Origin of the sequence: Streptomyces sp. NPDC004435 (genome assembly GCF_042873895.1) — a bacterium.
GTDB lineage: Bacteria > Actinomycetota > Actinomycetes > Streptomycetales > Streptomycetaceae > Streptomyces.
Genome location: NZ_JBIAMB010000033.1, coordinates 25,859 through 49,146, shown reverse-complemented (window position 1 = coordinate 49,146; position 23,288 = coordinate 25,859). Strand labels below are relative to the sequence as shown.

Below are 23,288 nucleotides of genomic sequence, written 5' to 3'. Positions count from 1 at the left end.
ACGCGGTACCGCAACCACCCACGGAGGGGGCCGGCGCGCGATCCGCGCCGGCCCCTTCCGTGCGTCGCCGGGCTGCCGGGGGCGGCACCCACCAGGCACGCACCGCACACCGCACACCCCGCACCGCGCACCCCGCACGCGAAAGGGGTGCCGCGCGCCCCCCGGGAAGGGATCGCACGGCACCCGTGGTGGGTGGCGCCGGCCGGCTCAGCGCAGCTGCATCTCCTCCGAGCGGACCAGGTTCTCCGCGAGCAGCAGCTCCTTGACCCTGTCCGACAGCATGCCCAGCTGCCGCAGGATGTGGATGATCTGCTGGAAGAGCATCTGGCGGTACGCCGACATCATCGGGTTGTGGCGGGCGAAGCGCAGACCGTGCTCGACGTCCAGGTCCATGCGCTCCCAGATCTCGCGGAGCATGAAGCGGCGGGACATCAGCCGGATGGCCTCCAGCAGGAAGTCCTCGCGCTCCTTCAGCTCCGCCGAGGTGACGTCCGCGTACATGCCGTTGAGGGCGGAGACGCCGAAGGCGATGTGGCGGGCCTCGTCCTGCGCGACCATCCGCGTGATCTGCCGGATGATCGGGTCGCCGAAGCTGCTGCTGGCGAGCCGCAGCGCGGTGATCGCCAGTCCCTCGACGACGACCTGCATGCCGAGGTAGACGATGTCCCAGCGGGACTCCGACAGGAGGTCCTGGAGCAGGGTCTTCAGGCCGGGGTTGATCGGGTAGACGACGCCGAGCTTCTCGTCGACGTACTTGGCGAACGCCTCGACGTGCCGTGCCTCGTCGGCCACCTGGGAGGCGGCGTAGGTCTTGGCGTCCAGGTCCGGCACGGTCTCGACGAGGCGCGCGGTGGTGACGAGCGCGCCCTGCTCGCCGTGGAGGAACTGGCTGCACATCCACGCCTGGTACTCCCAGCGGAAGTCGGTCAGCATGTGGTGCGGCACGGGGCTGTCCTCGCCGATGACGAAGGAGGCGAGCTTGGCGCCGTTCTCCTCGCTCAGCGGGGCACCGAACTGGATGTCGTGGTTCCAGTCGATGTCGGTGGCGGCGTTCCACTGCGAGACCTTGTTCTTCTCGTAGAGGCTCCACACACGGCTGTCTCGGGATCCGTAGTTCCAGTTCATGCACGCCTTGAACACCGCGTCGACTTCCATGAGTTCGGCGGCGACGGAGTCCAGGGTGAAGAACGTCGCGTCGGACGCCTCATCGGGAACAGTGGTCATGGCAGGAGTGTGCGGCGCGGCTCCGGCCCCCCTCCAGGAACCTGCGAGGCAACTAGGCGGCAGCCCGGTTGCCGGTGCCTGTGCCTGGTCCCGCGCCCGCCCGCTGCCCACGATGTCCGCAACGGGCCGCCGCCCCAGCGGGCGCCGGCCGGAGCGTCACGAGACGGAATCGGGGGAGCGGGATGGGCACCTACGCCGCGGAACTCGCCACGGAGCCCGCCCCTGCGGGCGGCCCGGGGCCCGGGGTCGCGGACGCGCCGTCGCACCGGCCCGGCGGGGACGCCGCCGGCACGGCGGGCCGTCCGTGGGTCGTCGGCCGGGTCGGCGGCCCCGAGGACCGGCTGCGGCTGCTCTGCCTGCCCCAGGCCGGCGGCAGCACGGGCTCGTTCGCACCCTGGCGGCTCGCCATGGGGCTGCCCGGCTTCGAGCTGGCGACCGTGGAGCTGCCGGGCCGGGGGGTGGGCAGCGGCGAGACGGTGCCGGGCACCCTCGAAGAGCTGGCCGACGCCGTGATCGACGGGGTGCGCGACGAGCTGGACATGCCGTACGCGCTGTTCGGCCACAGCTTCGGCGCGCTCCTCGGCCACCGGATCGCGGTGCGGGTGGCGGAGCTGGGCCTGCGCCCGCCGTCCGCCCTGGTGGTGTCCGCCTCGCGGGCGCCGCACGCCCCGGTGCGGCGGCGCGTCTCGCAGCTGGAGGACGCCGAGCTGCTGGCGTGGCTGGAGGGCTTCGGCGGCTTCCCGCCGGAGCTGTCCCGCTACCCCGCCTATCTGACGTACGCGCTGCGCACGGTCCGCCGCGACCTGGCGCTGGTCGAGGGGTACCGGCCTGCCGCCGCCGTCCCGGTCGACTGCCCGCTGCACGTCTTCGGCGGGGCCGAGGACCCGCTGATCGGCGGGGAGCAGCTGGAGCTCTGGCGGGAGTGCGCCGCGGGCGGGTTCACCTCGCGGCTGCTGCCCGGCGGGCACGACTACCTGTTCACCGGCGCGGCGGCGATGACCGCCGCGCTGGCCGCGACGCTGCTCTGACGGCACCGGCGCCGGCCCCGGCGCCCCGGCCGGCCCCGCCACGGGGGCACCGGCTCCGCCGCTCATTCCCAGGGAGTTGTAAGAGTTGAACGATCTGACCGGCATTGTCGTGTTCGAGGCCGCCGGCGCGGGCCTGGAGTCCTACGCCCGGGACCACGCCGCCGAGATCGGCGCCGCCGTCTCCGAGGCGGGCGCGGTCCTGGTCCGCGGGGCCGTCGCCGACGGGGCGGAGGAGTTCGGGCGGGCGCTGAAGCGGCTGGGCTTCGACCCGCTCCAGTACACGGAGCGCTCCACCCCGCGCAGCGAGGTCGGGGACGGGGTCTTCACGTCGACGGAGTATCCGGCGCGCGAGGTCATCCCGCAGCACTGCGAGTCCTCGTACGCCGGGGCGTGGCCGGGCCGGCTGGCCTTCTTCAGCGCCGTGCCGGCGCTGACCGGCGGCGCGACGCCGATCACGGACGTCACGCGGGTGCTCGACGACATCCCGGCCGAGGTGGTCGAGGAGCTGGAGCGGCGCGGTCTGCGGTACGTGCGGAACTACGGCAGCGGGGCCGGTCTGGACTGGCGGGACGCCTTCCAGACCGACGACCCGGCCGAGGTCGACCGGTTCTGCGCGGACGCCGGCATGGAGTGGGAGTGGCTGGAGGACGACTGTCTGCGGACGGTGCGCCGGGCGCCCGCGCTCGCCGTGCATCCGCGCACCGGGCGCCGGCTGTGGTTCAACCACCTGGTGCTCTTCCACCAGTCGTCGCTGCCGGGGAGCCTGCGGGAGGACCTGCTGGCGGTGCTGGGCGAGGACGGGCTGCCGAACGACGTGGTGTTCGGGGACGGCGCGCCGATCCCGGACGCGCTGGTGGCGGCGGTCAGGGAGGCGTTCGGCCGGCGGACGCAGCGCTTCGACTGGGAGCTCCACGACCTGATGGTGATCGACAACATGCGCTGGTCGCACGGGCGCGAGGCGTTCACCGGCGAGCGGCGGGTGCTGGTCTCGATGACGGACCTGATCACCCGCGACTGAGTCGCGGACGGGCCGGGCACGGCCGGAAGTTGCCGGTCGTGTGCCTGGCCCCTGCCTCCGGCCGCACGGAAGCATCGCCGGTGCCGAGGCGGCGGCCTTCCCCCCTCCCCCGCCCGCCGACCCCCTGCCACCCGCCCTGCGCGCCCCTGCGCAGCCGAGCCCCGCCCGCGTCCGGGGAGGACCTCCAGTGAACGAAGTGACCCAGTCGCCGATCGAGTCAGCCCTGCCCCTGACACCGCTCCAGCAGGGCATGCTCTTCCACGCGCTGTACGACACCGAAGCGGTGGACGTCTACACCATCCAGGCGGCCTTCGAGCTGCACGGGGAGGTGTCGGCGGAGCGGCTGCGCGCCGCCTGCGCGGGCGTCCTGGCCCGGCACCCCGTGCTGCGGACCGGCTTCCGGGTGCGGGCCAACGGGCAGCCGGTTCAGCTGGTGCGGCGCACGGTGACGGCGCCGTGGAAGGAGCTGGACCTGGCGGACCGCGCTGGTGCGGCGCGGCAGGCGGAACTGCTCGCGTTCTTCGAGGAGGACCGGCTGCGCCGCTTCGACATGGCGGCACCCCCGCTGATGCGGTTCACGCTGATCCGGCTCGCCGAGCAGCGTCACGTCCTGGCCCTGACGTATCATCACATTCTTTTGGACGGCTGGTCGTTGCCGCTGGTCATCCGCGACCTGTGCGCGCTGTACGCCGACCCCTCGGGCGCCGCTCTCGCGCCGGCCACCCCGTTCCCCGACTATCTGCGCTGGCTCGGCCGGCAGGACGGCGCCACGGCCCGCAAGGCGTGGCAGGAGGCCCTGCACGGCCTGGAGGAGCCGACCCTGGTGGCGCCCGGCGCCCCGCCCGCGGGGATCGGGACGATGCCGGCGATGGTGCCGGTGACGCTCTCGGAGGAGGCGACCGAGGCGCTGACGGCGACGGCGCGGACCCACGGTCTGACGCTCAACACCGTGGTGCAGGGCGCCTGGGCGCTGCTGCTCTCGCTGCTGACCGGCCGCGACGACGTGGTCTTCGGCCAGACCGTGCACGGCCGGCCCGCCGAACTGCCGGGCGCCGACGCGATGGTGGGCCTGGTGATGAACGCCGTACCGGTACGGGTGCGCATCACGCCCGGCGAGTCGCTCGCCCAGCTCTTCTCCCGGGTGCAGGCGGAGCAGCTGGCGCTCGGGCCGCACCAGCACCTGGGCCTCGACGAGGTGCAGCGGCTGGCCGGGCTCGGCGCCCTGTACGACACCTCCACCGGCTTCGGCAACGCCCCCTCCGACTGGTCGTCGCTGGAGGAGATCGCCCCCGGCCTGCGGCTCAGCCCGCTCGCGGAGGACGCGACACGGGACGGGGACGGCGGCGAGCAGCAGATCAGCGGCTCGACGCACTACCCGCTGAGCGTGGTCGCCGTCCCCGGAGCCCGGCTGCGCCTCGAACTCAACCACCGCGCCGACGTGTTCGACACCGCGCGGGTGGAGCTGGTCGCCTCCCGGCTGCGGCTGCTGCTCGACACCTTCACCCAGGCTCCCACCACCCCGGTGGCGCAGGTCCCGCTGCTGACCGAGGAGGAGCGGCACCGGGTCCTGGAGACCTGGGGCCGCCGGCCGGAGTCGGGCCGGACGGCGCCGGACGCGACGGAGACGATCCTGGGCCGCTTCGCCGAGCAGGTCCTGCTCCGCCCGGACGCCCCGGCCGTGGCCGACGCGCTCGGCTCGCTCGGCTACCGGGAGCTGGACACGGCGGCGAACCGGCTGGCCCGGCTGCTGCTCCACCACGGGGTGCGGCCCGGCGACCCGGTCGCCGTCGCCCTGCCGCGCGGCACGGAGCTGATCGTCTCGCTGCTCGCGGTGCTGAAGACGGGCGCGTACTACGTGCCGGTCGACCTCTCCCACCCGGCGGAGCGGATCACCTTCGTCCTGGAGGACGTCGAGCCGCGTGTCGTGCTGTGCGCCGACACCTCGCACCCGGCGCTCGCCGGACATCCGGCGCCGCTCCCGCTGGGCGACCCGGCGGTCCAGGCCGAGCTGCTGCTGATGCCGGACACGGCGCCCTCGGAGGCCGAGCGCGGCCGCCCGGCGCGGTCCGAGGACCTCGTGTACGTCATCTACACCTCGGGCTCGACCGGTCTGCCCAAGGGCGTGGCCGTGGAGCACCGGACGGTGCAGAGCTATCTGGCCTTCGCCCGCGGCGCGTACCCCGGTCTCGCGACGGAGGCGCTGGTGCACTCGCCGCCCTCCTTCGACCTGACCGTGACCGGCATCTTCGGTCCGCTCACCGCGGGCGGTCTGGTGCGGGTCGTCGACCTGGAGGACGACCACCAGGCGGACGCCGGTCTCGACCACCGGACCCCGCCGGCGTTCGTGAAGGCCACCCCGAGCCACCTCCCGATCCTGGAGGCCTCGGAGGAGACGTTCTCGCCCACCGGTGAACTCGTGCTGGGAGGAGAGCAGTTGACCGGCGAGGCACTGGCCTCGTGGCGGGAGCTGCACCCCGGCGTGACGGTGGTCAACGAGTACGGTCCCACCGAGGCGACCGTCGGCTGCATGGAGTACCGCCTCGAACCGGGCGACCCGACGCCCAGCGGCGCGGTGCCGATCGGCGGCCCGGTGCCGGACGCCCGGATCCACGTCCTCGACGGCTTCCTCCGTCCCGTGCCGGCCGGTGTGCCCGGCGAGATCTACATCGGCGGCGAGGTGCTCGCCCGCGGCTATCTCAACCGGCCGGGGCTCTCCTCGACCCGCTTCGTCGCCGACCCGTTCGGCCCGCCCGGCGCCCGTCTGTACCGCACCGGCGACGTCGCCTGGTGGCGGCCCGACGGCGTGCTGGTCTACGGCGGCCGGGTGGACGACCAGGTGAAGATCCGCGGCTACCGCATCGAACTGGGTGAGGTGGAGTCCGCCCTCGGCGCCGACCCGGCGGTGGCCCGGGCCGCCGTCGCGGTCCGCCCCGACCGGCGCGGCCGGGCCCGCCTGGTGGCGTACGTGGTGCCGGCGGCGGGCCGGGACGCGGAGCTCCCCGGCCTCGCGGAGCGCACCGCCCGCCGGCTGCCCGCCTACATGGTCCCGGCGGCCTTCGTCCCGCTGGCCGACCTGCCCGTGACCCGCAACGGCAAGGTGGACCGCGGAGCGCTGCCCGCCCCCGGCCCGGAGCACGAGCAGGAGCCGGTACGGGCCCCGGGCGGCGGCCTGGCAGGCGACCCGCGCGAGACACCCCCGGCCCCCTCCCAGGAGGTGCCGCGCCAGCGGACGCCCGAGAAGGAGGAGCCGCGCCAGCGGACGCCCGAGAAGGAGGAGCCGCGCGGGGAGGCGAAGGACCAGGCCGCGCCGCCCACGACCGAGGAGGAGCCGGCCCCGTCGGTGCGGGAGACGCTGTCCCGGCTCTTCGGCCAGGTGCTCAACCTGGAGGGGGCGGCCGACGGCGACGACTTCTTCACCCTCGGCGGCGACTCCATCACCGCCATCCAGCTCGTCGCCCGCGCCCGCAAGGCCGGCATCCGCCTCACCCCGAAGCACGTCTTCACCCACCGCACCGCCTCCGCCCTCGCCGAATTCCTCCAGCAGAACGCCCCCACCCCGCCGGCCGCGGACCGCGCGGAGGCTCCGCGCGCGGACGACGCCCGGGGCGAGCGGACCGAGAAGCCCCGGAAGGACCCGAAGGACGCGCCGAGCGACCGGGAGGTCATCGCCACCCTGCGCGAGCTCTTCGGCCAGGTGCTCAACCTGGAGGACGCGGCCGACGGCGACGACTTCTTCACCCTCGGCGGCGACTCCATCACCGCCATCCAGCTCGTCGCCCGCGCCCGCAAGGCCGGCATCCGCCTCACCCCGAAGCACGTCTTCACCCACCGCACCGCCTCCGCCCTCGCCGAATTCCTCCAGCAGAACGCCCCCACCGCTCCCCCGTCCCCGTCCCGCCCGACGGCGGACACGGCGCCCCGGAGGACGACGACGCAGGCACCGCGCCCGCCGAAGCAGGACGCCCCGCCCGCCGAGACCCCGCCCGCCGAGGTCGTGCCCGCGACCCCGATCATGCGCTGGCTCCACGAGAGCGGCGGCGCGATCGACGCCTTCCACCAGTCGACGCTGCTGCGCGTCCCGCCCGGCCTCGGCATCGACCATCTGACCGCCGCCGTGCAGGCCATGACGGAGCGTCACCAGTCGCTGCGCGGACGGCTGAACGAGACCGGCGATCTCGTCGTGGAGCCGGTCGACGAGGCCGCGATCCGCGAGGCGGTCCGCCGCGTCGACGTCTCCGGCCTCACCGAGGACGCGCTGCGCGCCAAGCTCACGGTCCACGCCCGCCAGGACGCCGCCGCCCTCGCGCCCCGCCGCGGGGCGATGGTCCGGGCGACCTGGTTCGACCTGGGCCCCGCCCGGCCGGGCCGCCTCCTCGTCACCATCCACCACCTGGCCGTGGACGCGGTCTCCTGGCGCATCCTCCTCACCGACCTGTACCTGGCCTGGCGGAGCGTCGCCTCGGGCGCCGCGCCCGCCCTCGAACCGGTGCCGTTCCCGCTGGCCGAGTGGAGCCGGCGGCTCGACGCGGCGGCCCACAGCCCCGAGGTGCTGCGGGAGCTCCCGTACTGGCGGCGGACGCTCGGCGCGGGCTCCGTGCCGCTCAGCGAGGCCCGCCTCTCCCCCGCCCACGACATCTACGCGACGGCCGGCGAGCTCGTCCTCACGCTGCCGTCCGAGCTGACCTCGCCGCTGCTCACCACGGTGCCCGCCGCGTTCGGGGTGCGGACCGTCGACGTGCTCCTGACCGGCCTCGCCCTGGCGGTCTCGGCCTGGCGCGGGACCGGCGGCGCCGGTGCCGACACCGCCGTGCTGATCGACGTCGAGGGGCACGGCCGCGAGCCGCTCGACGACACCACCGACCTGTCCGCCACCGTCGGCTGGCTCACCTCGATGTACCCGGTGCGCGTCGACGCGGGGACCGGTGACTGGAAGGCGGACGGCGACCCGGCCGACCCGCGGCTCGGCGCCGCCGTGCGCCGGGTCGCCGCCCAGCTGGCCGAGGTGCCGGAGAGCGGCATCGGCTTCGGGCTGCTGCGCCATCTGAACCGGGAGACGAGCGCCGAGCTGGCCGCCTGCCCCGCCCCCCAGATCGGCTTCAACTACCTGGGCAGGCAAGGCGGTTCCGACGACGGCGACGAGGACTGGAGCCCGGCCGCGGAGGCGGACGCGCTGCCGCTCGGTGCCGACCCGAGGATGCCGATGACGCACGTCGTCGAGGTGAACGCGGCGATCGACGACTCCCCGACCGGCCCCCGGCTCGTCGCCCACTGGCTCTGGGCCCGGCTGCACCTGACCGACGCCGAGACCGCCGAGCTGGGCCGGCTCTGGTCCGCCGCGCTCCGCGCGCTCGTGGAGCACGCCGAGACGGTCCGCGCCCGGCGCCTGCCGTCCGGCACCGTCGAGGCCGACCCGGCGGAGCTGGCGCGGCTCACCGCCCGCACCGGCCTGCCGGTCGCCGAGGTGCTGCCGATGACCCCGCTCCAGGAGGGCCTGCTCTTCCACGCCCGCTACGACAGCAGGAACCTGGACGTCTACACCGTGCAGATGGTCCTGGAGGTCCAGGGCGACCTGGAGGCGGACCGGGTGCGGACGGCCTGCGACGCGCTGCTGCGCCGCCACCCGATGCTGCGGGCGGGCTTCGCGCAGCTGCGCTCCGGCGAACCGGTGCAGGCGATCCCGGCCGAGGCCCGGATGCCGTGGCACCGGCACGACCTGACCGGCCTGGACCCGGCGGAGCGGGACGACCGGCTCGCCGCGCTCCTCGACGAGGACCGGCACCGCCGCTTCGACCCGGCCCGGCCGCCGCTGATGCGGTGCACGCTGATCGACCTGGCCCCGCGCCGCCGGCAGCTGGTGCTCACCCTCCACCACCTGCTGGTGGACGGCTGGACCACCGCCCTCGTCCTGCGCGACCTGCTCGCCCTGTACGACGACCCCGCCGGCACCGAGCTGCCCACGCCGCCCGAGTACCCCCGCTACCTGTCCTGGCTGGCCGGCCAGGATCCGGCCGAGGTCCTGTCGGCCTGGTCCGCGGCGCTCGCCGGACTGCGGGAGCCCACCCTGCTCTCCGCGCCCGAGGAGACCGCGCGGGTCCGGGCCCTGCCCAGGACGACCGTCGTCGAGCTCACCGAGGAGCGCACGACGGCCCTGCACACGGCGGCCCGCACCCACGGCGTCACCGTGAACACCCTGGTCAGGGCCGCGTGGGCACTGTGCCTCCACCGCCGGACCGGCAGCCACGACCTCGTCTTCGGCGCGACGGTCTCCGGCCGTCCGGCCGAGCTGCCCGAGGTCGAGGAGATGGTCGGTCAGTTCATCAACACCCTCCCGGTACGGGTGCGGCTCCAGCCGCAGGAGAGCGTCGCGGCGCTCCTCGCCCGGCTCCAGGAGGAGCACGCCGAGCTGCTGCCGTACCACCACGTGCCGCTGCCGGACGTGCAGCGGGCCGCCGGCCTGGGACCGCTCTTCGACACCTGCGTGGTCTTCGAGAACTTCCCGGGCGCCGAGGAGCTGCCGGCCGACCCCGACGACACCCTGCGCCTCGTGGAAGTGTCCGGGCACGACGCGTACCACTACCCGCTGAAGCTGATGGTGGTGCCCGGGGACCGGCTCCGTCTCGAACTCGGCCACCGCCCCGACCTCGTCGGGGACGAGGTCGCCGCGGAGGTCGCCGGCCTGCTGCGGGAGCTGCTCGACGCACTGCCCGAGGCCATGACGGAACCGGTCCTGCGGTTCCTGGCACCGGAGCCCGACCCGGACGGCGCCCTGCGCGGCCGGGTGACGGAACTGGTCGCCGAGGTCCTCGGCCGGGACGCCGTCGGCGCCGACGAGGACGTCTTCGGCCTGGGCTGCGACTCGCTGCTCGCGCTGCGCCTCGCCGGCCGCCTGGAGGCCGAGCTGGACCGCCCGGTGGACGTCGCCACCGTCTTCCGGGCCCGCACCGCCCGCGCCCTGGCGGCGGCCGTCGCCCGGCCCCGTACCGCCTGAGCACCACCGACCGCACCACCGAGACCGAGACCGACCAGAAGGACGAGAACGCCATGACCAACCCGTTCGACAACGAGGACGGCACCTTCCTGGTGCTGGTCAACGACGAGCGCCAGCACTGCCTGTGGCCCGCCTTCGCCGTGGTCCCGCCCGGCTGGAACGTCGTCGTCACCGAGACCGACCGCAAGAGCTGCCTCGAATACATCGAGACGCACTGGACCGATATGCGACCGGCGAGCCTCGCCGACGCCGTCTGACCGATCCGCCGGGGTCCGCCCCGCCGTCAAGGAAGCCACACGCCATGCAGCGCATCATGCTCAAGTCCAAGATCCACCGGGCCACCGTCACCGAGGCCAACCTGAACTACATCGGTTCCGTGACGGTCGACCGCGACCTGATGGAGGCCGCGGACCTCCTCGTGGGCGAGCAGGTCCACATCGTCAACATCAACAACGGCGCCCGGCTGGAGACGTACGTCATCGAGGGCGAGCGCGGCTCCGGCGTCATCTGCCTCAACGGCGCCGCCGCCCGGCTGGTCGCCCCCGGCGACCTGGTCATCCTCATCGGCTACGCCTCGGTCGACGACGCGGAGGCCGAGAAGCTGGAGCCGAAGGTCGTCTTCGTCGACGAGCGGAACCGGCCCCTGAAGCTGGGCTCGGACCTCTCCTCCTGACCCGCCGGCCCGCCCCCCTGGCGGCCGGCCCCACTCCCCCGTCCCTTCTCCTGCACACCCCCCACCTTTGCTCCCCGTCAGCACTCCACAGACAGGCAGCCTCCTATGCAGCAGAGTTTTCCCCAGGTCAACTCGTGGAACGAGTGGGACCCGCTCCAGGAGATCGTGGTCGGTTCCGCCGACAACGCCCAGTTCGAGCCCGTCGAGCCCGGCAGCCGCCCCGGCATCCGGAACCGCCCCGACACCCCCTTCCCCACCGGCCCGAAGTCCAAGGAGGCCATCGACCTGGCCAACGAGGAACTGGCCGGTCTGGTGAAGGTGCTCGAAGGCCAGGGCATCACGGTCCGCAGGCCCGAGACCCACGACTTCTCCACCCCGGTGAGCACGCCCGACTTCGAGGTCGAGAACCAGTACTGCGCGGTCTGCCCGCGCGACGTCATGATCACCCTCGGCAACGAGATCATCGAGGCGACCATGTCGCGCCGGGCCCGGTACTTCGAGTACCAGCCCTACCGCAAGCTGGTCTACGAGTACTGGAACGCCGACCCGCGCGTGCAGTGGACCACGGCGCCGAAGCCGTCGATGGCGGACCGCATGTACCGCGAGGAGTTCTGGGACTGGCCGCTGGAGGAGCGGCACGAGCGCATGCACAGCTTCGAGTTCTGCGTGAACCAGGACGAGGTGATCTTCGACGCGGCCGACATGAGCCGGTTCGGCCGTGACGTCCTCGTCCAGGAGTCGATGACCACCAACCGGGCCGGCGTCCGCTGGCTGAAGCGGCACCTGGAGCCCAAGGGCTTCCGCGTCCACCCGGTCCACTTCCCGCTGGACTTCTTCCCCTCGCACATCGACTGCACCTTCGTGCCGCTGCGCCCGGGTCTGATCCTGACCAACCCGGACCGCCCGCTGCGCGAGGGCGAGGAGCGGATGTTCCTGGAGAACGACTGGAAGCTGGTCGAGGTCCCGGAGCCGGTCCTCACCAACGAGGAGATGCCCGAGTACTGCCAGTCCTCGAAGTGGCTGTCGATGAACGTGCTCAGCATCTCGCCGACCAAGGTGATCTGCGAGGAGCAGGAGAAGCCGCTCCAGGACATGCTGGACGGCCTCGGCTTCGAGGTCTTCCCGGTGCCCTTCCGGAACGTCTTCGAGTACGGCGGCTCGCTCCACTGCGCCACCTGGGACGTGCGGCGTGACGGTGTCCGGGAGGACTACTTCCCGAACCTCGACTACCGCCCCCTCGTCTGAGACGCGCCGCACCGGCCCGTACCCGCTCTCCGCGGGTACGGGCCGGTGCGCTGTCCGGGGCCGGGACGGGCCCTAGGAGGCGGCGGACGCCTTCTTCCCGGTCTTCTCCCCGGCCGGCGCCCCGGCCTCGGCCGGGTCCGCGGGCTTGTCGAAGGAGATCCGGTTCATGTGGCGGTTCATCGACCTCATCAGCATCCAGACCGCCGCGGCGAGGACCGCGAAGACGACGAAGCCCAGGACGCCCGGGGTCACCTTGTTCTTGTCCAGCTCCTCGGCGGCGAAGGGGACCAGCTGCGTCAGTGCGAGGTGTGCGCTCATGTCAGGCATTGTCGCGGATGCCCGCGAAGAGATCTTCCTCGGGGAGGGAGGTCGGCACCAGCGACTTGCTGAGCTCGTACTCCTCCGTCGGCCAGACCTCCTTCTGGATCTCCATCGGGACCCGGAACCAGCCGCCCTCGGGGTCGATCTGGGTGGCGTGGGCGATCAGCGCCCGGTCACGGGTCTCGAAGAAGTCGGCGCACGGGACGAAGGTGGTCAGCGTCCGCTCCTTGCGCTCGAACTCCTTCCACCGCTCCAGCCACTCGCCGTACGGGGACTCCAGGCCCCGGTCGAGCAGCGCCTGGTGCAGGGCCTCGGTGCGCGGGCGGTTGAAGCCCTGGTTGTAGTAGAGCTTCCGCGGCTCGAAGACCGGGCCGAACTCCGCCTCGGGGAACTTCTCGGCGTCGGCCGCGCCGTCGAAGGCCACCATCGTGATCTTGTGGGTCATGATGTGGTCGGGGTGCGGGTACCCGCCGTTCTCGTCGTAGGTCGTGATGACCTGCGGACGGAAGGAACGGATCTTGCGGACCAGCTCGCCGGCCGCGTGGTCCACGTCCTCCAGGGCGAAACAGCCCTCGGGCAGCGGCGGCAGCGGGTCGCCCTCGGGCAGGCCGGAGTCGACGAAGCCGAGCCACTCCTGCTCGACGCCGAGGATCTCCCGGGCCTCGTCCATCTCCCGGCGGCGGACCTCGTGGATGTTCTCCTCGATGTAGGGGTCGCCCTGGAGCTTGGGGTTCAGGACCGAGCCGCGCTCGCCGCCCGTGCACGTCACCACGAGGACGTCCACCCCCTCGGACACGTACTTGGCCATGGTCGCCGCGCCCTTGCTCGACTCGTCGTCGGGGTGGGCGTGAACGGCCATCAGTCGCAGCTGCTCAGTCAAGACTCGATCCTCAGTGATTCGACGCGGAGGGTGGTCTCTATAGTGACGGAATCGGGGGGAGGAAAATTCCGCCGCCCCCGCCCGAGAGGACTGAACGATGAGCGCCGTGCGAGACCAGCTGCCCGAGGGGCGTTACGGGCGCTCTGCGGACGAGCGGGCCGACCGGAAGCTCCGGATCCTCGGCGCGGTCCTCGGGGTCCTCTTCGTGGCCATGCTCGGCTGGTTCGGCTGGCACCACGTGGCCGGCAACAAGATCAGCGCCGAGCTGATCAAGTTCGACGTGGTGAGCGACACCGAGGTGCAGGTGCACCTGGAGATCCGCAAGGACCAGGGCGTCCAGGGCGTGTGCACGCTCCGCTCCCGGTCCGAGGACGGCGCCGAGGTCGCCCGCAAGGACGTCACCGTCGACGAGCCGGACGGCAGGATCGACCGCGTGTACTCCCTCCGCACCACCGCCCGCGCGACCAGCGCCGAGCTCATGGGGTGTACGGAGCGGTAGCGGTGGGTAGGTGAGGAGGAGCGAGTTCCGGCGGGTCGCCGCGGTGACCTGGACCGACGCCATCCTGATGGTTTATGTCCTCCCGCTTTCCGCCACTCATTGTTAGGCTCGTGCTTTCGCCCACCCGGGAAGCGAAGACCTCCCGCGTAGGGCGATGCTTTGTATTCCCAGTACCTACGAGGAGCACCTGTGACCCAGACCAGCGACAACGTCACCTGGCTCACCCAGGAGGCGTACAACAAGCTCAAGGACGAGCTTGAGTACCTGTCTGGTCCCGCGCGTACCGAGATCGCCGCGAAGATCGCCGCCGCGCGCGAGGAGGGCGACCTGCGCGAGAACGGCGGGTACCACGCGGCCAAGGAGGAGCAGGGCAAGCAGGAGCTCCGGGTCCGCCAGCTCACCCAGCTGCTCCAGAACGCGAAGGTGGGCGAGGCTCCCGCGGACGACGGCGTCGTCGAGCCCGGCATGGTCGTGACGATCGCCTTCGACGGCGACGAGTCCGACACCATGACCTTCCTGCTCGCCTCCCGCGAGTACGCGAGCGGTGACATCGAGACCTACTCGCCCCAGTCGCCCCTCGGCGTCGGCGTGAACGGCAAGAAGGCCGGTGACGACGCCGAGTACGAGCTGCCGAACGGCAAGAAGGCCATGGTGAAGATCCTCAGCGCGAAGCCGTACACCGGCTGAGCCCCTTCCCCACGTGCCGAAGGGCCGGCCCCCACAGGGGGCCGGCCCTTCGTCGTCTCCGGGAGCGCCGGCCGGACCGGGACCCTAGGCCTTCGCCACCCCGATCGGGCAGGAGACACCCGTCCCGCCGATGCCGCAGTAGCCGGCCGGGTTCTTGTCCAGGTACTGCTGGTGATACGCCTCGGCCGGGTAGAAGGGGCGGTCGGCGGCCGGGAGGACGGCGGTGGTGATCTCGCCGTAGCCCGAGGCCGACAGGACCTTCTGGTAGGCGGCGCGGGACGCCTCGGCGGTCTCCGCCTGGGCGGGCGAGTGGGTGTAGGCGGCGGAGCGGTACTGGGTGCCCACGTCGTTGCCCTGGCGGAAGCCCTGCGTCGGGTCGTGGGACTCCCAGAAGAGCTTCAGCAGGGTCTCGTACGACACCTTCGACGGGTCGAAGACGACCCGGACGACCTCGGTGTGCCCGGTGAGGCCCGAGCAGACCTCGTCGTACGTCGGGTTCGGCGTGTGGCCGCCCTGGTAGCCGACGAGCGTCGTCCAGACGCCTTCGGTCTGCCAGAACTTCCGCTCGGCGCCCCAGAAGCAGCCGAGGCCGAAGTCGGCGACCTCGAGGCCCTCCGGGTACGGGCCGAGCAGCGGGTTGCCGAGCACCGTGTGGCGCTCGGGGACGGAGAACTCCGGCTCCGGGCGGCCGCGCAGGGCCTGCTCCGGGGTGGGCAGGACGGGGGTGCGGGACAGGAACATGCGGCATCTCTCCTCGACGCGGTTCGGCAGTCCTCACAACACCGGCGCGGGCGGCCCTGTTCCCGGGGCCCCCGGACCGGTCACCGGCTGAGGGTGGCCGGGGTGCCGCCGTTCGCCTCGTAGCCGGCCACCGCGAGGTTGCGGTGGAGGGTGTAGTCGGCGGCCGGGTCGCCGCTCAGCGTCCACGGGAGCGCGCCCACGTGCCCGTCGACGCGGACCAGCTGGTGCATCGCCTCGGCCCAGCGCTCGCCCCGGACCAGGAAGAGGACCAGCAGGTGGCGCACGTGCGCGAGCATCGGGTCGTCGGCGCGGGCCGAGTGCACCGCGTACAGCGCGCCCTCCATCGCCTTGCTCACCACGGCCGTCCGGTAGAAGTCCTGCACGAGCACCACGTCCGGCACGTGCTCGAAGACCGCGAAGAGCGGCAGCGCGGCGAGCAGCGAGCCCTGCGGGGCGCGGGCGGCGGCGGTGGTGGCGAAGTGGTCGGCCTCCTCGCGCGAGCCGTGCCACTTCTCGCACCAGTAGTGCAGCGCGGCCAGGTGCGCGCCCATGTGCCGCGGGGCCCGGTCGATGACCTTGGCCCACACCTGGTCGAACTGCTCGTGGCTGTAGCCGAGTCCGCGGGCCACCGCGAGCTGCGTGATGTACGGGACGGGGTCGCCGGGCGCGAGCAGCGCCGCCTCGTCGCCGACCTTCCGGGCCTCCTCCAGGATGATCCGGAAGTCGTCGGAGCCGGCCGCCGAGGAGCGCCATGCCTGCTGTGCCAGGAACTCGGCGTGCACGGCCGCGGCGCCCGCGTCCTTGGGCGCGTCCGAGCGCCAGGCGCGCAGCCAGGCGCCGCCGACGCCGGGCTTCTCCGCGAGTTCCAGGGAGGCCGCTCCGGCGAAGGCCTGGACGCGCTGCCAGCGGACCTCGCCCTCCTTGGGGGTGCCGGCGAGCAGCTGGGCGGCGGCCCGCCAGTCCTGGGTGGCCTGGACGACGTCGAGGACGTCCAGGAGATCCTGGTCCGGGCCGGGGAGCCGCACGTCCAGGTCCTCCTGGCGGACGAACCCGTACGCCTCCGGGTCGGCGGCGTCCGGCGTGCCGGGCGCGACCTGCCGGATGCCGCCGGAGCGGCGGCGCAGCATGTAGGGGCCGAGGACGCCGAAGAGCAGGCCCAGTGCGATCAGGAACCAGAGAATCTCCATGTGTCCATTGTCCAGGACACCGTCGTGGACGAATCGCGGCGGTGGGCGGGCCCCGGCACTACGCTCCTGACCATGAGCGACCAGCACAACCACCAGAACTTCGAGACCCGCGCGATCCACGCGGGCAACACCGCCGACCCGCTGACCGGCGCGGTCGTCCCGCCCATCTACCAGGTGTCCACCTACAAGCAGGACGGTGTGGGCGGGCTCCGCGGCGGCTACGAGTACAGCCGCAGCGCCAACCCGACCCGTACCGCCCTGGAGGAGAACCTGGCGGCACTGGAGGGCGGCCGGCGCGGCCTCGCCTTCGCCTCCGGGCTCGCCGCCGAGGACTGCCTGCTGCGCACGCTCCTCGCCCCCGGCGACCACGTGGTGATCCCGAACGACGCCTACGGCGGCACCTTCCGGCTCTTCGCCAAGGTCGTGCAGCGCTGGGGTGTGGACTTCTCCGTCGCGGACACCTCGGACATCGCGTCCGTGCGGGGCGCGCTGAACGAGCGTACGAAGCTGATCTGGGTCGAGACGCCGTCGAACCCGCTGCTCGGCATCACGGACATCGAGGCGATCGCGGGCGTGGCCCGGCAGGCCGGGGTGAAGCTCGTCGTCGACAACACCTTCGCCTCGCCCTACCTCCAGCAGCCGCTGGCGCTCGGCGCGGACGTCGTCGTGCACTCCCTCACCAAGTACATGGGCGGCCACTCGGACGTCGTCGGCGGCGCGCTGATCGCGGCCGACGCGGAGCTGGGCGAGGAGCTGGCGTACCACCAGAACGCGATGGGCGCGGTGGCCGGTCCGTTCGACTCGTGGATCGTGCTGCGCGGCATCAAGACGCTCGCCGTCCGGATGGACCGGCACAGCGAGAACGCGACGAAGGTGGCGGACTTCCTGACCCGGCACCCGAAGGTGACGCAGGTGCTGTACCCGGGGCTCGCCGAGCACCCGGGCCACGAGATCGCGGCGAAGCAGATGCGGTCCTTCGGCGGCATGATCTCCTTCCGCGTCGAGGGCGGCGAGGAGGCGGCGGTCGGCGTCTGCAACCGGGCGAAGCTCTTCACGCTGGGTGAGTCGCTGGGCGGCGTCGAGTCGCTGATCGAGCACCCGGGGCGGATGACGCACGCGAGCGTGGCGGGTTCGGCCCTGGAGGTCCCCGCGGACCTGGTCCGCCTCTCGGTGGGCATCGAGAACGCGGACGACCTGATCGCGGACCTGCGCGAGTCGCTGGGCTGAACCGCACGGCACGCTGCGGCCGGGGTGCGGCCCCGGGGCCCGGGTACGGCTCCGGCCTCCCGGGGGCGGCTCCGGCTACCTGCGGGCCGGGTACGGCTCCCCGTGGCCCGGGTACGGCTCCGGCCTCCCGGGGGCGGCTCCGGCTCCCGGCGACCCGGGCGCGGCTCCGGCTCCCCGCGGCCCGGGTGCGGCGTTCCGCGCCCGGGTCGGCGGGCCCGGTCAGGTGCCGGGCAGTGCGTCCTTCAGGCCCGCTCTGACCTCCTCGCGCAGTTCCGGGGTGTCCGTGTGCTCGTGGACGGAGACCGCGTGCTCGGTGGCGGCGCGGACGACCTCCTCCTCCTCGCCCGAGATGTAGAGCGAGCAGCCCGACACGCTCGGCGCGTCCCGGCAGTCGGCGGCTTTCCTGGTCATGTCGGCCTCCTGGTCCTGCGACGGTGTTCCGACCGACCCCTCCTTCCAGGCTAGGTCCGTCGTCACGGCCCGGCGAACGGCGGGGTGGTGGCGGCCGGCGGCGGTTCCCAGGGCCGGGCCTCCGCCGCCCAGACGGTGAGGGCGAGCGCCGCGAGCCCGGCCAGTGCGCCGCAGGTCCTGCGTACCGCCCGCTCCCGTCGCCGCATCCGGCCGCCGCGCTCCGCCGCCCGCGCCCCGAGGCCGGCCGGTACCCGCGGATGCGGGGTGTCGAGCAGCCGCCTGACGGCCTCCTCCTTGTCGCCGTGGCTCACGCCGCCGCCCTCCCGTCCGCCGCTGCCGTGCCACGGCCCTTCCGCACGCCGGTCCCGGGCCGCCTCCCGCCCGTACGCGGTCTCACGCCGCCTCCCGCGCGCCCGCGGACCGCAGCCGGGCCACCGCCCGCGCGTGGACCGCGCGGATCCGGGTCTCCGGGAGGCCGAGCAGCGCGGCGGTCTGCTCCTCGGGCACGCCCTCGTACAGGCGCAGCACCAGCACGAGCCGCTCCCGGGGGGTGAGGACGCCGAGGATCCCGCCGCGGCCGGCCCGGTGCCGCCAGGCGGTGCGGGCGAAGCGCAGGGCGAGCTCGTCCCGGGTGAGCGCGTAGGGGTCCTCGTCGCCGCCCCGGTCGCGGACGGCGTAGGTGTGGGCGAGGGCGGCGGTCAGCAGGGCGTGGGCGTACGGGTTGCGGATCCGCGTCTCGGTGGTGAGCAGGGTGGCGACGTGCAGCAGCCGCCCCGCCGCGCCCGCCACGAAGGCGTCGAACTCCTGGGCGCGGGCGGCGTGTTCGGATCGGGTCCGGTGCGTGCCCACGCCTCATCAAGGACCCGGGCGGGAGTCGGGGTCAACCCCCGTGCGCGGAACCCCCGGTGCCGGTCTGGTGGGCCGACTGGCGGGCGGAGAGGGCGGCGTTGAAGCGGGTGAGGAGCGAGCAGAAGGAGTCGCGCTCGTCCTCGGTCCAGCCGTCGGTGACCTCGGCCATCAGCGTGCGGCGCGAGGAGCGGACCTCCTCCAGGCGCTCCAGGCCGCGTGCGGAGAGCTGGAGGACGACCGCGCGGCCGTCCTCGGGGTGCGAGGTGCGCTTGACGAGGCCGGAGTCGACGAGCGGGGCGACCTGGCGGGTGACGGTCGAGGAGTCGATCCCCATGCCCGCCGCGAGCGCCTTGACGCCCATCGGCCCTTCCTGGTCGAGGCGGTTGAGGAGGAGGTAGGCGGCCCGGTCCATGGAGTTGCGGAGCTGGCCGGTGCCGCCGAGGCGGGTCTGCTCGGCCCGGCGGGCGAAGACGGCCACCTGGTGCTGGAGGGCATCGAGGAGACCGGGGTCAAGCTCAGTCGTCATGTCCTGAGATGGGGGCATGGCTGGGGGGCTCTCTCGTGCGGGGGTGGTCGGTGTGGGGGACAGAGTACGCGGACGCGGCGGGCTCCGTACCGGCCGTGCGCAAACCGGCGCCGGGGCCGTGGCCCGCGCGCCCGCGACCCCGGTGAGCTGCGAGACTTGGGGTCATGACCTTCAGTACGCGACACCCCTTGCACCGCCTGATGCTCGACGACGTGCGCGGCGCGCAGCGGATGCTGTCGGGGGTCGCCCGGATGACCGCCCTGGAGGGGAGCCGGCACCTGTCGTCGCTGGTGGGGGCGCCGGTGTTGCTCAAGTGCGAGAACCTCCAGCGGACGGGTTCGTTCAAGCTGCGCGGGGCGTACGTGCGGATCGCGGGGCTCCGGCCGGAGGAGAAGGCGGCGGGGGTGGTCGCCGCCTCGGCGGGGAACCACGCGCAGGGTGTGGCGCTCGCCTCACAGCTGCTGGGGGTGCGCGCGACCGTGTTCATGCCGGTCGGCGCTCCGCTGCCGAAGGTCGCGGCGACCCGGGAGTACGGGGCGGACGTGCGGCTCCAGGGGCACGTGGTGGACGAGACGCTGGCCGCGGCGCAGGAGTACGCGCGGGAGACCGGGGCGGTCTTCATCCATCCCTTCGACCACCCGGACGTGATCGTGGGGCAGGGCACGGTCGGTCTGGAGATCCTGGAGCAGTGCCCGGAGGTCCGCACGATCGTGGTCGGGGTGGGCGGCGGCGGTCTCGCGGCCGGGGTCGGCCTCGCGGTGAAGTCGGTCCGGCCGGACGTGCGGATCGTGGGCGTGCAGGCGGAGGGGGCGGCGGCCTATCCGCCGTCGCTGGCCGCCGGGCATCCGGTGGTGGTGGACGCGCCGGTGACGATGGCCGACGGGATCAAGGTGGGGCGGCCGGGGGACGTGCCCTTCGGGCTGGTGCAGGAGTACGTGGACGAGGTGCGCACGGTCTCGGAGGACGCGCTCTCCTCGGCGCTGCTGCTGTGTCTGGAGCGGGCGAAGCTGGTGGTGGAGCCGGCCGGGGCGAGTCCGGTGGCGGCGCTGCTGAGCGATCCGGAGTCGTTCCGGGGTCCGGTCGTCGCGGTCCTCTCGGGCGGGAACGTGGATCCGCTGCTGCTCCAGCGGATCCTGCGGCACGGCATGGCGGCGGCCGGGCGGTATCTGAGTCTGCGGCTGCGGGTGGCGGACCGGCCGGGGGCGCTGGCGACGCTGCTGGCGGTGCTGACGGTGGTCGACGCGAACGTGCTCGACGTCAGTCATGTGCGGACCGACCCGCGGCTCGGCCTCACGGAGGTGGAGGTGGAGCTGCGTCTGGAGACGAAGGGGCCGGAGCACTGCCGGGAGGTGGAGGGGGCGCTGCGGGAGGCGGGGTACACGGTCCTGGCCTGAGCGCCGCACTCCGCACTGCCCTAGGATCGGCAGAAATGCCCGAATTGATCCGGGAGTGTGGACATGCCAGGCGCGATCCACGCCGAGGGACTGGTGAAGACCTTCGGCGACGTCACAGCTCTGGACGGGGTGGACCTCGACGTGCCCGAGGGCACCGTCCTCGGCCTGCTGGGCCCCAACGGAGCGGGGAAGACGACCACCGTACGGGTCCTGACCACCCTGCTCCGCCCCGACAGCGGCACCGCCACGGTCGCCGGCATCGACGTCCTGCGGCACCCCAACGAGGTCCGCCGCTCCATCGGCCTCTCCGGCCAGTTCGCCGCCGTCGACGAGTACCTCACCGGCCGCGAGAACCTCCAGATGGTCGGACAGCTCTACCAGATGAAGGCCAGGGCGGCGAAGGAGCGGGCCGGCGAGCTCCTGGAGCGCTTCCACCTCGCCGACGCCGCCGACCGCACCGCGAAGACCTACTCCGGCGGCATGCGCCGCCGTCTCGACCTCGCCGCCGCGCTCGTCGTCGCCCCGCCCGTGATGTTCATGGACGAGCCGACCACCGGCCTCGACCCCCGCAACCGCCAGGCCCTGTGGGACGTCATCAAGGAACTCGTCTCGGGCGGCACCACCCTCCTCCTCACGACCCAGTACCTGGAGGAGGCCGACCACCTCGCCCACGACATCGCCGTGGTCGACCACGGCAAGGTCATCGCCCGCGGCACCTCCGACCAGCTCAAGGCCCGCACCGGCGGCGAACGCGTCGAGGTCGTCGTCCACGAGCGGGACGCCATCGCCCCCGCCCGGACGATCCTCGCCCGCTACGGCCCCGGCGACCGGGGCCCGGACGCCGTCGCCGTCGAGGACCACACCCGCAAGCTCACCGTCCCCGTCGCCGGCGGCGCCAAGCTGCTCGCCGAGGTCATCCGCGACCTCGACGGCGCCGGCATCGAGATCGACGACATCGGGCTGCGCCGTCCCACCCTCGACGACGTCTTCCTCTCCCTCACGGGCCACACCGCCGAGCGGACGCCGGCCGAGGAGAACGGCGCGGAGCCCGCCGACAGGGCCCGCAAGCACCGGAAGGAGCCGGCCGCGTGACCACCCTCACCGACGGAGCCCCGCGGACGCCCGCCGCGCGCGGCGGCCTCGCCCAGTCCTTCGGGGACTCCCTGGTCGTCACCAAGCGGAACCTGATCCGCATGTCCAGGATCCCGGAGATGATCCTCTTCGGGCTGATCCAGCCCGTCATGTTCGTCATCCTGTTCACGTACGTCTTCGGCGGCTCGATGCAGATCGGGAACAGCACGGACCCCGACGTCTACAAGAACTTCCTGATGGCGGGCATCTTCGCGCAGACCGTCACCTTCGCCACCGCGGGAGCGGGCGCCGGCATCGCCGACGACATGCACAAGGGCCTCATCGACCGGTTCCGGTCGCTGCCGATGGCGCGGGGCGCGGTGCTGACCGGCCGCACGATGGCGGACCTCGTGCAGACGGCGGTGACCCTGCTGGTCCTCGCGATCGTCGCCCTGCTCATCGGCTGGCGGCCCGGCTACGCCGCGCCGACCAACGCGGGGAAGATCATGCTCGGCTTCGCCCTGCTGCTCCTGCTCGGATACGCCTTCACCTGGATCGGCGCCCTCATCGGCCTCTCCGTGCGCACTCCGGAGGCCGCGACCTCCGGAGGGCTGATCTGGCTCTTCCCCGTCACCTTCATCTCGAACGCCTTCGTCGACTCCAGCAAGCTGCCCGGCTGGCTCCAGCCGGTGGCGGAGTGGAACCCCTTCAGCGCGACCGTCCAGGCGTGCCGCAAGCTCTTCGGCGATCCGGGCCTCTCGCCGTCCGACGCGTGGCCGATGCAGTACCCGGTGTGGGCGTCGCTGATCTACTCGGTCCTGATCGTCGTCATCTTCCGCACCCTCTCCGTCCGCAAGTACCGGCGTGCGGACGGCTGAGGCCGTCTCTCACGCCTCCGTGCCGTCCTGTGCGGCGGAGGCGGCGCGCAGGGCCGCGGCGGTCGTGGCGGGGTCGTAGCCGTCGGGGAGGCCGTCGACGATCAGGACGTCGCCCGGCATGTGGCGGGTGCGCAGCGGGAGCAGGGCCTGGTACGGCTCGGAGTCGTACCAGGCCCTCGCCGCGTCGAAGTCGGGGAAGGCGATGATCACGACGGCGCCGGGCCAGTCTCCTTCGAGCACTTCGCGCCGGGGGGCGCCGTGGACGAGGAAGCGTCCGCCGAAGGGGTCCAGGGTGGCCTGGATCCGCTCCATGTAGTCGAACACCTCGGGGTCGAGGACGGGCTTCGGGCTCAGGTTCGCCATCGCGTATGCGGTCATGGGTACAGCCTGTCGGAGCCGTCCCGCGGGGTCGATTACCCCGGAGGTCATGACGAGGGCCCC

The 23,288-nt window shown here is 73.2% G+C and carries 22 protein-coding genes; 12 read left to right on the top strand and 10 right to left on the bottom strand.

The genetic code is table 11. The features are described 5' to 3' along the window. Window positions 1-207 precede the first annotated feature (207 nt). Window positions 208-1,224 (bottom strand): diiron oxygenase, encoded by a 1,017-nt coding sequence (locus ACFYT9_RS37795; protein WP_376600168.1) that lies wholly within the window; start codon window positions 1,222-1,224, stop codon window positions 208-210. A gap of 182 nt (window positions 1,225-1,406) precedes the next feature. Here ACFYT9_RS37795 and ACFYT9_RS37790 point away from each other — a divergent pair, with 182 nt between their 5' ends. The 6 genes from ACFYT9_RS37790 (at window position 1,407) to ACFYT9_RS37765 (ending at window position 12,176) form a co-directional block, all read left to right on the top strand. Further along, window positions 1,407-2,252, top strand: a complete 846-nt coding sequence (locus tag ACFYT9_RS37790) for a thioesterase II family protein (protein WP_389171332.1) — start codon at window positions 1,407-1,409, stop codon at window positions 2,250-2,252. Window positions 2,253-2,337: 85 nt separating this feature from the next. Next, window positions 2,338-3,270, top strand: a complete 933-nt coding sequence (locus ACFYT9_RS37785; protein WP_376600172.1) for a TauD/TfdA family dioxygenase — start codon at window positions 2,338-2,340, stop codon at window positions 3,268-3,270. Between the two features lie 187 nt (window positions 3,271-3,457). Then, a complete protein-coding gene (locus tag ACFYT9_RS37780) occupies window positions 3,458-10,258 on the top strand; it encodes an amino acid adenylation domain-containing protein (protein WP_389171328.1) in 6,801 nt (2,266 codons plus the stop codon). A 53-nt stretch (window positions 10,259-10,311) separates the two neighbouring features. Beyond that, window positions 10,312-10,515 carry an MbtH family protein gene (locus tag ACFYT9_RS37775; RefSeq protein ID WP_360310823.1) on the top strand — a complete coding sequence of 68 codons (204 nt, stop codon included), beginning with the start codon at window positions 10,312-10,314 and terminating at the stop codon, window positions 10,513-10,515. A gap of 44 nt (window positions 10,516-10,559) precedes the next feature. Then, complete coding sequence (gene panD / locus ACFYT9_RS37770; RefSeq protein WP_376600176.1) at window positions 10,560-10,931, top strand: aspartate 1-decarboxylase; 372 nt, start codon at window positions 10,560-10,562, stop codon at window positions 10,929-10,931. Between the two features lie 105 nt (window positions 10,932-11,036). Then, window positions 11,037-12,176, top strand: coding sequence for a glycine amidinotransferase (locus tag ACFYT9_RS37765; RefSeq protein WP_389171324.1), 1,140 nt, complete (start codon window positions 11,037-11,039; stop codon window positions 12,174-12,176). A gap of 72 nt (window positions 12,177-12,248) precedes the next feature. Here the strand turns inward: ACFYT9_RS37765 and ACFYT9_RS37760 are convergent, their stop codons facing one another. After that, entirely contained in the window at window positions 12,249-12,494 is a 246-nt protein-coding gene (locus tag ACFYT9_RS37760; RefSeq protein WP_387280586.1) for a hypothetical protein, read from the bottom strand. 1 nt (window position 12,495) lies between these two features. Further along, on the bottom strand, window positions 12,496-13,377 hold the full coding sequence (gene mca, locus ACFYT9_RS37755; protein WP_376600181.1) for a mycothiol conjugate amidase Mca: 882 nt from the start codon (window positions 13,375-13,377) through the stop codon (window positions 12,496-12,498). 97 nt (window positions 13,378-13,474) lie between these two features. Here mca and ACFYT9_RS37750 point away from each other — a divergent pair, with 97 nt between their 5' ends. Both ACFYT9_RS37750 and greA read left to right on the top strand, forming a co-directional pair. Next, window positions 13,475-13,876 carry a DUF4307 domain-containing protein gene (locus ACFYT9_RS37750; RefSeq protein ID WP_376600183.1) on the top strand — a complete coding sequence of 134 codons (402 nt, stop codon included), beginning with the start codon at window positions 13,475-13,477 and terminating at the stop codon, window positions 13,874-13,876. Between the two features lie 189 nt (window positions 13,877-14,065). Continuing rightward, the gene (greA, locus tag ACFYT9_RS37745; RefSeq protein ID WP_376600185.1) at window positions 14,066-14,563 is read left to right on the top strand and encodes a transcription elongation factor GreA; all 498 of its coding nucleotides are present in this window, start codon (window positions 14,066-14,068) and stop codon (window positions 14,561-14,563) included. Window positions 14,564-14,647: 84 nt separating this feature from the next. Here greA and msrA read toward each other — a convergent pair whose 3' ends face one another. After that, the gene (gene msrA, locus ACFYT9_RS37740; RefSeq protein ID WP_387280142.1) at window positions 14,648-15,304 is read right to left on the bottom strand and encodes a peptide-methionine (S)-S-oxide reductase MsrA; all 657 of its coding nucleotides are present in this window, start codon (window positions 15,302-15,304) and stop codon (window positions 14,648-14,650) included. An 80-nt stretch (window positions 15,305-15,384) separates the two neighbouring features. Continuing rightward, window positions 15,385-16,491 (bottom strand): hypothetical protein, encoded by a 1,107-nt coding sequence (locus ACFYT9_RS37735; protein WP_389171320.1) that lies wholly within the window; start codon window positions 16,489-16,491, stop codon window positions 15,385-15,387. 72 nt (window positions 16,492-16,563) lie between these two features. Here ACFYT9_RS37735 and ACFYT9_RS37730 point away from each other — a divergent pair, with 72 nt between their 5' ends. After that, window positions 16,564-17,718, top strand: coding sequence for a cystathionine gamma-synthase (locus ACFYT9_RS37730; RefSeq protein WP_376601825.1), 1,155 nt, complete (start codon window positions 16,564-16,566; stop codon window positions 17,716-17,718). A gap of 219 nt (window positions 17,719-17,937) precedes the next feature. On the opposite strand, the gene ACFYT9_RS37725 is transcribed toward ACFYT9_RS37730, so the two are convergent. The 4 genes from ACFYT9_RS37725 to ACFYT9_RS37710 form a co-directional block, all read right to left on the bottom strand. Continuing rightward, window positions 17,938-18,129 (bottom strand): DUF1059 domain-containing protein, encoded by a 192-nt coding sequence (locus tag ACFYT9_RS37725; RefSeq protein WP_360310843.1) that lies wholly within the window; start codon window positions 18,127-18,129, stop codon window positions 17,938-17,940. 62 nt (window positions 18,130-18,191) lie between these two features. Beyond that, window positions 18,192-18,440, bottom strand: coding sequence for a hypothetical protein (locus tag ACFYT9_RS37720; protein ID WP_387280147.1), 249 nt, complete (start codon window positions 18,438-18,440; stop codon window positions 18,192-18,194). Window positions 18,441-18,522: 82 nt separating this feature from the next. Continuing rightward, a complete protein-coding gene (locus tag ACFYT9_RS37715; protein WP_376601828.1) occupies window positions 18,523-18,978 on the bottom strand; it encodes a sigma factor-like helix-turn-helix DNA-binding protein in 456 nt (151 codons plus the stop codon). A gap of 31 nt (window positions 18,979-19,009) precedes the next feature. Further along, window positions 19,010-19,522, bottom strand: coding sequence for a MarR family winged helix-turn-helix transcriptional regulator (locus ACFYT9_RS37710; protein ID WP_376601830.1), 513 nt, complete (start codon window positions 19,520-19,522; stop codon window positions 19,010-19,012). 146 nt (window positions 19,523-19,668) lie between these two features. Here ACFYT9_RS37710 and ilvA point away from each other — a divergent pair, with 146 nt between their 5' ends. From ilvA to ACFYT9_RS37695, 3 genes are all read left to right on the top strand, one after another. Continuing rightward, a complete protein-coding gene (gene ilvA / locus ACFYT9_RS37705; RefSeq protein ID WP_376601832.1) occupies window positions 19,669-20,898 on the top strand; it encodes a threonine ammonia-lyase in 1,230 nt (409 codons plus the stop codon). A 63-nt stretch (window positions 20,899-20,961) separates the two neighbouring features. Beyond that, the gene (locus tag ACFYT9_RS37700) at window positions 20,962-21,990 is read left to right on the top strand and encodes an ATP-binding cassette domain-containing protein (RefSeq protein WP_389171315.1); all 1,029 of its coding nucleotides are present in this window, start codon (window positions 20,962-20,964) and stop codon (window positions 21,988-21,990) included. After that, on the top strand, window positions 21,987-22,847 hold the full coding sequence (locus ACFYT9_RS37695; RefSeq protein WP_376601836.1) for an ABC transporter permease: 861 nt from the start codon (window positions 21,987-21,989) through the stop codon (window positions 22,845-22,847). Before ACFYT9_RS37700 ends, ACFYT9_RS37695 begins: the two co-directional genes overlap by 4 nt. Before the next feature lie 9 nt (window positions 22,848-22,856). Here ACFYT9_RS37695 and ACFYT9_RS37690 read toward each other — a convergent pair whose 3' ends face one another. Next, complete coding sequence (locus ACFYT9_RS37690; protein WP_389171312.1) at window positions 22,857-23,225, bottom strand: DUF1330 domain-containing protein; 369 nt, start codon at window positions 23,223-23,225, stop codon at window positions 22,857-22,859. Between the last annotated feature and the right edge of the window lie 63 nt (window positions 23,226-23,288).